This window comes from Polaribacter sp. WD7 (genome assembly GCF_003335085.1).
Lineage (GTDB): Bacteria > Bacteroidota > Bacteroidia > Flavobacteriales > Flavobacteriaceae > Polaribacter.
In genome coordinates this window covers 429,756-443,332 of the sequence record NZ_QPEJ01000017.1, presented here as the reverse complement: position 1 = coordinate 443,332, position 13,577 = coordinate 429,756, and the positions used below count along the sequence as shown (strand labels likewise).

The following is a 13,577-nucleotide window of genomic DNA, read 5'->3' as shown; positions in this document are numbered from 1 at the left end:
TTTTATTGAGAAAAGTTTAAAGGTTAAATATTTACTAAAAAAGAAAATAAAAGCATCTTAATCTTTATTTTTGATACATAAAAGTATGAAGTTGAGCCTAAAGTTTTTTATTCCAATTGTATTTTTTTCTTATTTTTTTCAAGTTAGTGCGCAAACAGGATTTCATTTTGTAAATTCAGATCAAAAGAAACAAAAAGTAAATTTTCAGCTGATTAACAACCTTATTGTAATTCCGGTTGAAGTTAACGGAAATATACTTTCTTTTATTTTAGATACAGGAGTTAACAAAACAATACTTTTTGATTTGACTAAAAATGATAGTTTATCATTACAAAATACTACTAATATCAAACTAAAGGGCTTAGGAGAAGGTAAAGGAGTAGGGGCAATTTTATCGAAGAGAAATACGCTTTCTATAAAAAACATTAAAAGTTATGATGAAACTATTTATCTTATTTTAAAAGATTATTTTGATTTATCTAGCAGAATGGGGATAACTATACATGGTATTATAGGTTATAATTTATTAAAAGATTTAATTGTAAATATTAATTATAACTCTAAGAAAATCACTTTTTACAACCCGAAAATCTTTAGATACAAAAAGTGTAAAAAATGCCAAACAATACCCTTTAAGTTTTACAGAAAAAAACCTTATATAAATGCAAAGTTAAGTTTAGATACTATTAACAATACATTTACCAATGTTAAGTTGTTGGTTGATTCTGGTGGTAGTGATGCCATTTGGTTATTTGAAAACTCTAAAGAAGAAATCAAAACACCAAAACGTTTTTTCTATGATATTTTAGGAGAGGGCTTAAACGGAACGATATATGGCAACAGAAGTCGTATTCCAAAATTTAAACTAGGTCAATTTGAAATTGATAATCCTACAGTGTCTTTTCTAGACACAACGGCTACACATTCAGCTAGAATTTTTAGAGATAGAAATGGTAGTATAGGTGGTAATATTTTAAAAAGATTTAAGATTTGGATAGATTATCCTAATAAAAAATTCACACTTAAAAAAACAAGCTCATTTAAAAACGGATTTCATTATAATATGAGTGGTTTAGATGTTATATATCATGGTAAACAACTTGTTAAACAGGAGGATAAGAAAAAATTTAATGGTTTTTATAGTAATACTGAAACTGAAGGTACAGATACTTTTTCATTTGTAACTACTTACTCTTTTGTTTTCAAGCCTTCGTTTAAAGTAAAAAGTGTTACTAAAAATAGTCCTGCATATATTGCAGGAGTATTAAAAGATGATATTATCTTAGAAATTAATGGAACTCCCACTCACGAATTAACAATAAATGATATTATTTATAAATTTCGTGAAAAACCAGGAAAAAAAATAAAGATAAAAGTAGATAGAAATGGTGAAAAAATAGATTTTAAATTCAGGTTAGAAAGAAAAATCTAACTATCAGACAGTAAACTTTTTTTCTTGTCTAAAGAAATTGCTTTTTCTACGTACCCTTTTATTTTAATAACTTTTCTTGAATTTTTTGCATTAGAAAAAATAGTAATTGCTTTTGAAAAACCACCTATTCTTGTAGTATCATAAGAAACTTTAATTTCTCCCTTTTCACCAGGCATAATAGGCTGTTCTGGTTTTTTAGGAACCGTACAACCACACGATGATTGTATATTCTTAATAATTAAAGGCTGATTACCAGTATTTGTGAAGATAAATATTCTTTCACCATTATCTCCTTTAGCTATTTTCCCATAATCTATAATTTCTTTTTCAAAATTAAATTCTTGTGCTTGTAAAGAAAACGATAAGAAAAACATAACCACTATGCTTGCAAAAACTTTCATAAAAATAGATTTAGTTAGTAAAATTAAAACTAATATTTTATTCTAAAAAATCAATAGCTAATTTTCTCCTGAAATTAGATAATTGTATTTTTGCCAACTATATTTCAAAAATTATTCCAAAGTATGGCTATTCCATCAAAATATGATGCAACAAAAGTAGAAGGTAAATGGTATGAGTACTGGATTCAACACAATTACTTTCATTCTACACCAGATGAAAGAGAACCTTACACTATTGTAATTCCTCCTCCAAACGTAACTGGAGTTTTACATATGGGGCATATGTTGAATAATACCATTCAAGATGTGCTAATTCGTCGTGCACGATTATTAGGTAAAAATGCATGTTGGGTTCCTGGTACAGATCATGCATCAATTGCTACTGAAGCAAAAGTGGTGGCTAAATTAAAAGAACAAGGAATTCGTAAAAGCGATTTAACTAGAGAAGAGTTTTTACAACATGCGTTTGATTGGAAAAATGAATATGGGGGAATTATTCTAGAGCAATTAAAAAAACTAGGCGCTTCTTGCGATTGGGAGAGAACCGCTTTTACCATGGATCCAGAAATGTCTGAATCTGTAATTAAAGTTTTTGTTGATTTGTATAACAAAGGTTTAATTTATAGAGGATACAGAATGGTAAACTGGGATCCTGAAGCAAAAACAACCCTTTCTGATGAAGAGGTAATTTATGAAGAAAAACAAGGTAATTTATATTACTTACAATATAAAATTGAGGGTTCTAACGATACATTAACGATAGCAACAACAAGACCAGAAACCATTTTTGGAGATACTGCAATTTGTATTAACCCTAATGACGAGCGTTTTACACACTTAAAAGGTAAAAAGGCTATTGTACCTTTATGTAATAGAGTGATACCAATTATTGAAGATGAATACGTAGATGTAGAGTTTGGTACAGGTTGTTTGAAAGTAACACCTGCTCATGACGAAAATGATAAAGTTTTAGGAGATAAGCACAATTTAGAAGTTATTGATATTTTTAATGAAGATGCTTCTTTAAATTCTTTTGGATTGCATTATCAAGGCAAAGACAGGTTTGTTGCTAGAAAAGCAGTTGCTAAAGAATTAGAAGAAAAAGGAATTTTGATTAAAAAGGAAGTGCATACCAATAAAGTTGGTACTTCAGAAAGAACCAAAGCAGTTATAGAACCAAGGTTGTCAGATCAATGGTTTTTAAAAATGACAGATTTAGTAAAGCCAGCTATTGCTGCTGTTTTGGGTGATGATACCGATATTAATTTGGTGCCAAAAAAGTTTGAAAACACCTATCGTCATTGGATGGAGAATATTCGAGATTGGAATATCTCTCGTCAATTATGGTGGGGACAACAAATTCCTGCTTATTATTTTGGTGATGGAAAAGAAGATTTTGTTGTAGCTGAAAATATTGATGAAGCTTTAGCTTTAGCAATACAAAAAACCAATAACCAACAACTAACAACTAAAGATTTACGTCAAGATGAAGATGCATTAGATACATGGTTTTCTTCTTGGTTATGGCCAATGTCTGTTTTTGACGGAATCAGAAATCCCGAAAACAAAGAAATCAACTATTATTACCCTACTAACGATTTAGTTACGGGACCAGATATTTTATTCTTTTGGGTAGCTAGAATGATAATAGCTGGATATGAGTATAAAGATGAAAAACCTTTTAAAAATGTGTATTTAACAGGTTTAGTACGTGATAAACAACGTCGAAAAATGTCCAAGTCTTTAGGGAATTCGCCAGATGCATTAAAATTGATAGAAGAGTTTGGTGCAGATGGTGTACGTGTTGGGTTATTATTGAGTGCGCCAGCAGGAAATGATATTTTATTTGATGAAGATTTATGCCAACAAGGAAAAGGGTTTGCTAATAAAATTTGGAATGCTTTCCGTTTGATAAAAGGTTGGGAAGTAGACGCTAGTTTATCACAGCCAGAAACCGCAAAAATTGGTTTGGCTTGGTACGAAGCAAAATTTCAAAAAGCTTTAGCAGAAATTGAAGATCATTTCTCTAAATACAGATTATCAGACGCTTTAATGTCTATTTACAAACTAATTATGGATGATTTTTCATCTTGGTTATTAGAAATTGTAAAACCTGCATATCAGCAACCTATAGACAAGATTACCTTTGACGCTATTATTAAAGTTTTAGAGAATAACTTAAAGGTATTGCATCCATTTATGCCATTTTTAACAGAAGAAATTTGGCAATTTATAGCAGAAAGAACTCCAGATAAAGCTTTAATTATTGCTAAATACCCAGAACAAAAAACATTTGACACACAAATTATTACTGACTTTGATTTTGCAACAGGAGTAGTCTCAGGAATAAGAACTATCAGAAAAGAAAAAAATATTCCTTTTAAAGAAGCTATTGAGTTGTTTGTAGTAGATAATGAAAATCAATCTAAAAACTTTGACACAATTATTCAAAAGTTAACAAATACATCTTTAGTAAATTATGTTTCTGAAAAAGTAGATGGTGCATCTTTTAGAGTAAAATCTAACGAATACTTTGTACCTATTTCTACAGCAAATATTGATGTAGAGGCAGAGACAAAGAAATTAAATGCAGAATTAAAAAGGGCAGAAGGTTTCTTATTTGGTATTCAAAAGAAATTATCTAATGAACGTTTCGTTTCAAATGCTCCAGAAAAAGTTATTGAATTAGAACGTAAAAAAGAAAGCGATACTTTAGCTAAAATAGAAACGATTAAAAATAGTTTAAAGAATTTAGAATAAATATTTCGCTATTTTTTGTAAAACAAAGCCCAAAATCTGAATTAAGATTTTGGGCTTTGTTAATTTATAACTTTTACTATGACTTATGCAGGTTGTTTACTTGTGCTAACCCTTTTTTTATCGTGATTTTTATAAAACTGCATAATTACAAATGAGCCGATTACAGAAGATGCCATACCTTCTATTAATAATGTAAATGTAATTTCTGCCAAAGATAAATTACCGCCAATTAAAAATGAGCTATTCATAATTGATAAAAATTCTGGATTGATAAGTTCTATATAACCAATAACTCCTAATATAGACACTATAACTGCTAAAGCAGATGTTTGTATACCTATACCCAAGTTAGTGGTGTATTGAGTTTCATTATTCCTAAAAATATTAGTTTTTATAGCTCTTCTTACCCCAAACACAACAAAAAATAAATTCATGAATCGTAGATAAGGACTATCCTCTAAACCAAAGAATTTGCATAAGAAAAAAAAGCCTCCAATTAAAGCTGTAATTAATAGTGCATGTTTAATAATTATTTTTGTCTGATTCATTTTGTTTATTTTTTAATTAATATTGTTAAACAAATTTAAGAATATTTATAAAAAAACTATCTTAAAGAAATTCTAAAACTTATTCATAAAGTTTAAGATTTTCAAAAACTAATAAATTTACTCTAAAATAAAATAACAAGAAAAATTACAGTAAAGCTTCTTTTAAAATTGTAATTGGATGTTTTGCAATACGTTTAGTTCCATCGTAAATTTGATGACGACAACTAGTTCCTGCAGCAGCAATTTCAGTTTTTGTACTACAGTTTCTTATTTTAGGGAACAGTGTATCTTCTCCTACTTGCATACTTACTTTATAATGCTCTTTTTCATAACCAAAAGAACCTGCCATTCCACAACAACCTGTATTCATAATAGTTACTGTATAATTTGCTGGAAGATTTAAAATCTGAAAACTAGCATTTGTGCCAGATAAAGCTTTCTGATGACAGTGTCCATGAATTTTCAAGGTCTTTTTTTCAGAGGTAAACAAGCTTTTATCAATATTGTCTTTTTTAATTTCTTTGGCTAAAAACTCTTCAAAAGTATAGGTGTGTTTTGCTATCTTTTCTGCAGCTGTTTTATTACTAGCTAATCTAATATATTCATCTCTAAAGGTTAAAATTGCAGATGGTTCTATACCTATTAAAGGAGTTTCTTCTGAAATGATATTTTTAAAAATGGCAATATTTTTATTACAAACTATTTTAGCTTCTTTTAAAAAACCTTTAGAAATGTAGCTTCTAGCACTTTCTTCATGATTTATAATAATTACTTTATAACCTAGTTTTTCTAGAAGAAAAACTGCGTCTTTACCGATTTCTACATCATAAAAATTAGTGAATTCATCATTAAAAAGGTAGATTTCCTTTTTAAATTTCTCAGTTTTATTAAAAGGAGTATTACGCTGCTTATACCAATTGTTTAGTGTTTTTTTTGCCAATTTAGGCACGTTTCTCTCTATGGCAACGCCCATCGCTTTCTTTGCAAAAGGTGTATTTAAAACAGCATTGGATAGTGCAGGAGTAAGGCTACCTAATTTATTTAGTTTTGCATTATTAGCAAATAATTTACTTCTAAAAGAATACCCGTTAGTTTCTTGATATTGATATAAAAACTCTGCTTTCATTGTAGCAATATCTACATTACTTGGACATTCTGAGGCACATGCTTTACAGCTTAAACATAAATCTAAAACTTGCTTTAATGCTTTTGAATCAAATTTATTAGCAGCCGTATTGTTTGTTAAAACATCTCTTAAAACATTTGCTCTTGCACGGGTGGTTTCCTTTTCATTTTTGGTAGCTCTATAGCTTGGGCACATGGTTCCGCCAGCTTCAACAGGTTTTCTACAATCTCCAGAGCCATTGCATTTTTCTGCTAATTTTAAAATACCTTCACTATCAGAAAAATCTTGAATAGTTTCAATTTTTGGTTCATCTCTATCTATTTCGTAACGCAAACTTTGATCCATAGGAAAAGCATCAGTAATTTTTCCTTGATTAAAAACATTATGAGGATCAAAAGCTCTTTTTATACGTCTTAATAATTGATAATTATTCTCGCCAATCATTAGTGGGATAAATTCTGCACGTACAATTCCATCTCCATGTTCACCAGAAAAAGAACCTTGATATTTTTTTACCAGTTCAGCTGTTTCGGTAGTTATTTTACGAAACAAAACAACATCCGCTTTTTTCTTTAAGTTTAAAATAGGACGTAAGTGTAATTCTCCTGCTCCAGCATGTGCGTAATAAATGGCATCTTGCTGATATTTGTCCATGATTTTTGTAAACTCTTCAATATAGTCAGGTAGGTCTTCTAAAGCCACAGCGGTATCTTCTATACAAGCCACAGCTTTCATGTCACCCACCATGTTTCCTAATGCACCTAAACCAGCTTTTCTTAAATAATGAACTTTAGCAATGTCTGCTCCATATACCTTTGGATGATGATAACCAAAATTATTTTTTTCTAGGTCAGCAATTAAAGTATCAGCTAAAACTTCTGCTTCAGCAATTGAGTTTGCCGCAACTTCTAACATTAAAACAGCTTCTGGATCTCCTTTTAAAAAGAATCTGTTTTTTACTAATTCTCTATTGTTTTTTGTACAATCTAAAATGGCTTTATCCATCAATTCACAATTGTACAACTTGTGATTCATTGCTGTTAATGTGGCTTTTAAACTCTCATTAATACTTGTAAAATGAGTACAAACCATGATGCTTTCTTTTGGAGGAATAGCATCTAATTGAATGGTAATGGCTGTAGAAAATGCTAAAGTACCTTCGCTACCCGCTAATAGTTTAGCTATGTTTATTGTAGATTCTGTTCCTCCAAACAAATCTGATTTTAAGAATTCATCTACAGCATAACCTGTACATCTTCTATGTATATTTTCTTTAGGAAACTCTGTTTTGATTTCTTGTTGTATCGTTTTAACAGACAATTCATCAAAAATTGATTTATAGATTTTTCCTTCTAACGTATTTTGTTTGGTTTTCTTTACAAATTCCTCTGATGATATTTCTTGAAAAGTAGCCGAAGTTCCATCACTCAAAATAGCATCAATAGCTAAAACCTTATCGCGCGTAACTCCATAACGAATAGAGGTGCTTCCAGACGAATTGTTACCTACCATTCCTCCAATCATACATCTGTTTGAGGTGGATGTATTTGGACCAAAAAATAAACCAAAAGGTTTTAAATACACATTTAACGAATCTCTAACAATACCGGGTTGTAATTTTATAGTTTTAGCTTGCTCATCAAAAGAAATAATATTGGTAAAATGTTTAGCAACGTCTACCACAATACCGTCTCCCACACATTGTCCTGCTAAAGAGGTACCTGCTGTTCTTGGTATTAGCGTAACATTTTCTTTGTTGGCAAAATCTATTAAAATTTTAATATCATTTTCATTTTTAGGAAAAGCAACAGCCAAAGGAATTTTACGATATACAGAAGCATCTGTAGCGTACAAAGTTTTGTGCAATTGGTCATACAACACATCACCAGAAAGAGCTTTGTGTAAATTTTCTAAACTAGAGTTTTTTACCATTATTTACGAATGAGAATACGTGTTTTTTGCAAATATCTGAATAATATTTGCAAAAGTAAATGACTATTGAAAACGAATCTCTATTTTTATTGAATTATTAAAAACTTATAGTTTCTATTGAGTAATTGCAATTTATATTTTGTGTCTTAACCAAAAAAAACCTCAATTTGCTTAAATTGAGGTTTGTAAATTGTATTTATAAAGTTGCTAACGCTCTCTACGTTTTCTTCCAAAACCACTGGGTTTTCTGTCGCTAGAATTTCTAGATTTATTGTCTGATCTTCTATCTGAAGATCTACTTCTGCGGTCATCGTCATTCCTGCGACCTCCACCTTCAGAATTTCTACGTCTACCAAAACCACCCTCTTTTTTACCAAATGGTTTTTTGCCTCTTCTTTTTGAGCCTCCTCCAGAACGATCTTTTTTAGTAATTTCTACATTTACAGAACGACCATCAAAATCGGGTTGATTTGAAGTAAAGGCTTCTAACGTTTTTTCTTCAAAAGCTTTATCAACCTCAAAGAAAGAGAACGTGTCTAAAATATCTATGGCTCCAATTTCAATCTTGTCACCTATGTTTTGATCATTAATTAAGCCAATTAATTTTGCAGGGTTTAACTTATCTTTTCTTCCAATATTGATAAAGAAACGACTCATGTTTTCGCTAGAAGACCTTCCTCTTGAATTGTCTCTTGACGATAAATCATTTAAATCTTTAGCATTTTCATAGTAAGATAAGAAGGTGTTAAACTCTAAAGAAACAAATTTTTGAATTAGTTCTTCTCTAGTTAAACCTTCTAATTTTTCATAAATACTAGGTAAAAATTCTTCTATTTGAGACTTATTAACTTCAATATTTTGCACTTTATCTATTAAGTGCATCAATTGATTTTGACAAATTTCTTTACCAGAAGGTACTTTTGTTTCTACAAATTTTTTCTTTATAATTCGCTCTATAGGGCGTAATTTTCCTTTTTCTTTATTGTTAACCAATACAATAGAAATTCCTTTGTTTCCTGCTCTACCAGTTCTACCGCTTCTATGGTTGTAGTTTTCTATTTGATCTGGTAATTTATGATTGATTACATGTGTTAAATTATCTACATCCAAGCCACGTGCAGCAACATCTGTAGCCACTAACAATTGAACCGTTTTTTTTCTAAATTTACCCATTACAGAATCACGTTGTGCTTGAGATAAATCTCCGTGAAGCGAATCTGCATTATAACCATCTCTAATTAAGTTATCGGCAACTTCTTGTGTTTCTCTACGAGTTCTACAAAAAATGATTCCGTATATATCAGGATTTAAATCTGCAATACGTTTTAAAGCTGGGTAACGTGTTCTTTCTGTGACGCCATAATACTCATGACTAACATTGTCAGAACCTTGATTTTTTTCGCCAGAGGTAACCTCAACAGGTTTTGTCATATAATTTCTAGCAATAGCCTCTACTTCTCTAGGAAAAGTTGCAGAAAATAACAACGTTTGCTTAGTTTCTGGTGTAACTTCTAAAATATTATCAAGTTCTTCTTTAAAGCCCATGTTAAGCATTTCATCAGCTTCATCTAAAACGACCCACTCTATATTTCCTAATTTTAAGGCTCTTCTATTAATTAAATCTACAGTTCTACCAGGAGTACCTACTACAATTTGAGCTCCTCTTTTAAGGGCTCTCATTTGCTCTTCTATGTTTGCACCACCGTAAACGGTAACTACTTTCATATTGGGCAAATATTTAGAAAAATCTTTAATATTATTACCAATTTGAACGGCTAATTCTCTTGTTGGAGATAAAATAATGGCTTGTGTATTTTTATTATCAGCATCTGCCAATTGTAAAATAGGCAAACTAAAAGCTGCAGTTTTTCCTGTTCCTGTTTGTGCAAATGCTTTTAAATCGTCTGTAGATGATATAATTTGCGGAATTGCTTTTTCTTGAATAACAGTTGGTTTTTGATAGCCTAAATCTGTTAATGCTTTGTTTATAGGTTCTTTTAAACCTAAATCTGTAAATGTCGACATTTCTGTGTTTTTTTTGGATTCACAGAACGCCCACCTGCAAACCCGTTTATAATTCGGACTGATTTTTAATGAGTTAAGCTCAAAATAAAAATCGTGCAAATGTACATTAAATTTTACAGAAACTACTTGTTTGTCAATTCTTTTAATTGACTTACTACTTTAGAAGAGCTTATAGAGGCATATCCGTTTTCTACAATACCGTTTTTGTTAATAATTATAGAACGTGGCATTTTGCTAGACAAGAAATTATTAGCTTCACTTTTAGCATCAATGTAGTATTGATTTTTAATATCTAATTTGTGAATTTTTTTAGTGTTTTTCCCGTCAATCCTAACCTGAATAAATTGAATTTCTGGAAATTTATTTGAAAAATAATTCATTCTAGAAGCTATATACATAGGAGATACATATTCAGGATTCCAAAAAAATAAAAAGGTATTCTTTCTTTTTATAATCTCTTGTATATTGTGTTTTGCACTTGTATAATCGTACAAATTAAAATCTAGTAACTTTTTTCCTTTTAAAATAGCGTTGTTGTCTATTAACATTTTTCTGACTAAATCTATATCGTCTTGGTCAGAACTTAAGTCAAAATACGTATCAAAAGCACCTTTATTAATTTCGCAACTAGATTTTCTATAAAAGTGAGTAATTACAGTTTGCTTTAAAAAAGCATTTTTTGATTTTTTAGGTGAAATATTCTTATCTATAATTTTAAGTAAGTCTTCTGTAAATGCAGAAGAATACTCATTATTCATAGGTTCATAACCTAAAGCATATGTTAAATTATAGAGATAATTTCTAATATACTGTGCGTATGCAGGATAGTACATTAAAGAATCTGTATCCATAGAAATACCCTTTCTATGATTGTAAAAATCGCTTCCTAAATTTTGTTCGTGTTTCGTTTCAGAATATTTAGAATGTGCTATTGGATACCTTTCAATTCTAGAATAAATAGGGTATTTTAGAGCTATATTAAGAATATTATGAAATCCACTGGTTTCATTTGGGTGTTCTTTAAGATATCGCTCATAAGTATTTGTTTTAAACTCTAGTATAGAATCTATTTTCTTTTTGAAATCATTAGGTTTTAAACGATTCAATTTATAAAAAGCCTTATGATTCTTTTCATTTTCTAAAAAACAATCAATTAAAATATTATTTCTATCAGCACCTCTACCTGAAAAACCTAAAGATTCATCAAAATCCCATGTATTTAGGCGCAACATTAAACTATCATTAGGTTCTAAATAAATGTACTGATTTTCTACACCATGGTTAAAATAATACAATCCTTCTTTTACGGGAGTAACTTTTCCGATAAACTTATTTTCATCGTCTAAAAAGAAAGTATCAATAGCCTTTTCCATAGCATATAAGATGACATGGTCAGATTTAGGGTTGATAATTTTACCTCCAAAGTAAATTGAATCGTCTTTAGGAGAATTACATCCTAAAACCGCAAACAAAGAAAGAAAAACAGCTAAGTGTTTAAACATATTAATTTATAATTTCCTAACGAACAAATTTATTGATTCATGTAAACCATTGCTGTTAATTAGCTGTTAAAATACTTCTAATAAAAGTGATAAATATTTTATAAAAAACCGTTAAAAATCTAACTGTAAAAGACAAATCAAATTTGTACTTTTGCTGCAAATTTAAAAAATATTATGTTATCAGTTTCTAATCTATCAGTACAGTTCGGAAAGCGAGTGTTGTTTGATGAAGTAAATACCAAATTTCAAAATGGAAATTGTTATGGAATTATTGGCGCAAATGGGGCAGGAAAATCTACATTTTTAAAAATCCTTTCAGGAAAACAAGATCCAACATCTGGTCATGTACATCTAGAACCAGGCAAAAGAATGTCTGTTTTAACGCAAAACCATAATGAGTTTGATGATTTTCCTGTTTTAGAAACTGTTGTTAAAGGAAACAAAGAACTGTTTGCCATTAAAAAGGAAATTGATGCACTGTATGCAGATTATACAGATGAAAATGCAGAAAAAATTGGAGAACTTCAGGTAACATTTGAAGAAATGAATGGTTGGAACGCAGATTCTGAAGCTGCTGCTTTATTATCTAATTTAGGTATTTCTGAAGAGTTACATTATTCATTAATGAAAGATTTGGATGGTAAACAAAAAGTGAGAGTACTATTAGCTCAAGCACTTTTTGGGAATCCAGATGTTTTAATTATGGATGAGCCTACCAATGATTTGGATTTTGAAACTATTGGATGGTTAGAGAATTTCTTAGCTAATTACGATAATTGTGTAATTGTAGTTTCTCATGATAGACACTTTTTAGATGCTGTTTGTACACATATTTCTGATATTGATTTTGGAAAAATTAATCACTATTCAGGAAATTATACATTTTGGTACGAGTCTTCTCAATTAGCTGCAAAACAAAGAGCACAACAAAACAAAAAAGCAGAAGATAAAAAGAAGGAATTAGAAGAGTTTATCCGTCGTTTTTCAGCCAATGTTGCCAAATCTAAACAGGCGACTTCTCGTAAAAAAATGATTGAAAAATTAAATGTAGAAGATATCAAACCTTCTAGTAGACGTTATCCTGCAATTATTTATAAAAGTGATAGAGAGGCAGGAGATCAAATACTAAATGTAGAAGGTCTTACCAAAAATTTTGAAGGTGAAAAATTATTTTCTAAAGTAGATATTAACCTACAAAAAGGAGATAAAGTAGCTGTGATTTCTAAAAACTCTAGAGCCGTTACTGCTTTTTACGAAATTTTAATGGGTAATGAAAAACCAGATGACGGTAAATTTTCTTGGGGGGTTACAACAACTCAGTCTTATTTACCGCTAGATAATTCACGTTTTTTTCAAAATGGAGATTTAAATCTTGTAGATTGGCTAAGACAGTATGCACAAACGGAAGAAGAGCGTGAAGAGGTGTTTCTAAGAGGGTTTTTAGGAAAGATGATTTTTTCTGGAGAAGAAGCTTTAAAGAAAAGCAATGTGCTTTCTGGTGGAGAAAAAGTACGTTGTATGTTGTCTAGAATGATGATGAAAAGAGCTAATATTTTGGTTCTAGATGAGCCTACAAACCACTTAGATTTAGAGTCTATTCAGGCTTTAAATAATTCTTTAATCAACTTTAAAGGTAATGTTTTGTTTACTACTCACGATCATGAATTTGCCCAAACAGTAGCAAATAGAGTTATAGAATTAACACCAAATGGAGCCATAGATAGATTAGGTACTTTTGATGAGTATCTGTCTGATAAGAAAGTTAAGGAGTTACGTGAAAAAATGTATTCTTAATAAAGTATTTTATAAAAAAAAGGAAGCTATTTAGCTTCCTTTTTTTACAGGTAACTT

Annotated in this window: 8 protein-coding genes; 3 read left to right on the top strand and 5 right to left on the bottom strand. The window is 30.1% G+C overall.

The window, feature by feature from the left end:
* The first annotated feature begins 85 nt into the window (after window positions 1-85).
* On the top strand, window positions 86-1,432 hold the full coding sequence (locus DUT90_RS08340) for an aspartyl protease family protein (protein ID WP_114426698.1): 1,347 nt from the start codon (window positions 86-88) through the stop codon (window positions 1,430-1,432).
* Here the strand turns inward: DUT90_RS08340 and DUT90_RS08335 are convergent.
* Window positions 1,429-1,833, bottom strand: coding sequence for a DUF1573 domain-containing protein (locus DUT90_RS08335; protein ID WP_114426697.1), 405 nt, complete (start codon window positions 1,831-1,833; stop codon window positions 1,429-1,431). The two genes, DUT90_RS08340 and DUT90_RS08335, sit on opposite strands and share 4 nt — an antisense overlap.
* A 123-nt stretch (window positions 1,834-1,956) precedes the next feature.
* Here DUT90_RS08335 and DUT90_RS08330 point away from each other — a divergent pair, with 123 nt between their 5' ends.
* Window positions 1,957-4,593, top strand: coding sequence for a valine--tRNA ligase (locus tag DUT90_RS08330; protein ID WP_114426696.1), 2,637 nt, complete (start codon window positions 1,957-1,959; stop codon window positions 4,591-4,593).
* Window positions 4,594-4,676: 83 nt separating this feature from the next.
* On the opposite strand, the gene DUT90_RS08325 is transcribed toward DUT90_RS08330, so the two are convergent.
* From DUT90_RS08325 to DUT90_RS08310, 4 genes are all read right to left on the bottom strand, one after another.
* The gene (locus tag DUT90_RS08325; RefSeq protein WP_114426695.1) at window positions 4,677-5,141 is read right to left on the bottom strand and encodes a hypothetical protein; all 465 of its coding nucleotides are present in this window, start codon (window positions 5,139-5,141) and stop codon (window positions 4,677-4,679) included.
* Between the two features lie 145 nt (window positions 5,142-5,286).
* The gene (locus DUT90_RS08320) at window positions 5,287-8,199 is read right to left on the bottom strand and encodes an FAD-binding and (Fe-S)-binding domain-containing protein (protein ID WP_114426694.1); all 2,913 of its coding nucleotides are present in this window, start codon (window positions 8,197-8,199) and stop codon (window positions 5,287-5,289) included.
* 207 nt (window positions 8,200-8,406) lie between these two features.
* Complete coding sequence (locus DUT90_RS08315; RefSeq protein ID WP_114426693.1) at window positions 8,407-10,224, bottom strand: DEAD/DEAH box helicase; 1,818 nt, start codon at window positions 10,222-10,224, stop codon at window positions 8,407-8,409.
* 122 nt (window positions 10,225-10,346) lie between these two features.
* Window positions 10,347-11,726 carry a hypothetical protein gene (locus DUT90_RS08310; RefSeq protein ID WP_114426692.1) on the bottom strand — a complete coding sequence of 460 codons (1,380 nt, stop codon included), beginning with the start codon at window positions 11,724-11,726 and terminating at the stop codon, window positions 10,347-10,349.
* A gap of 174 nt (window positions 11,727-11,900) precedes the next feature.
* On the opposite strand from DUT90_RS08310, the gene DUT90_RS08305 reads away from it, so the two are divergent.
* Window positions 11,901-13,520: an ABC-F family ATP-binding cassette domain-containing protein gene (locus DUT90_RS08305; RefSeq protein WP_114426691.1), complete on the top strand. Its 1,620-nt coding sequence runs from the start codon at window positions 11,901-11,903 to the stop codon at window positions 13,518-13,520.
* Window positions 13,521-13,577 lie beyond the last annotated feature (57 nt).

Bases quoted from the DNA above. Each gene is read 5' to 3' on its own strand.
- DUT90_RS08340 (WP_114426698.1), top strand. From the start codon at position 86: ATGAAGTTGAGCCTAAAGTTTTTTATTCCAATTGTATTTTTTTCTTAT.
- DUT90_RS08335 (WP_114426697.1), bottom strand. From the start codon at position 1,833: ATGAAAGTTTTTGCAAGCATAGTGGTTATGTTTTTCTTATCGTTTTCT.
- DUT90_RS08330 (WP_114426696.1), top strand. From the start codon at position 1,957: ATGGCTATTCCATCAAAATATGATGCAACAAAAGTAGAAGGTAAATGG.
- DUT90_RS08325 (WP_114426695.1), bottom strand. From the start codon at position 5,141: ATGAATCAGACAAAAATAATTATTAAACATGCACTATTAATTACAGCT.
- DUT90_RS08320 (WP_114426694.1), bottom strand. From the start codon at position 8,199: ATGGTAAAAAACTCTAGTTTAGAAAATTTACACAAAGCTCTTTCTGGT.
- DUT90_RS08315 (WP_114426693.1), bottom strand. From the start codon at position 10,224: ATGTCGACATTTACAGATTTAGGTTTAAAAGAACCTATAAACAAAGCA.
- DUT90_RS08310 (WP_114426692.1), bottom strand. From the start codon at position 11,726: ATGTTTAAACACTTAGCTGTTTTTCTTTCTTTGTTTGCGGTTTTAGGA.
- DUT90_RS08305 (WP_114426691.1), top strand. From the start codon at position 11,901: ATGTTATCAGTTTCTAATCTATCAGTACAGTTCGGAAAGCGAGTGTTG.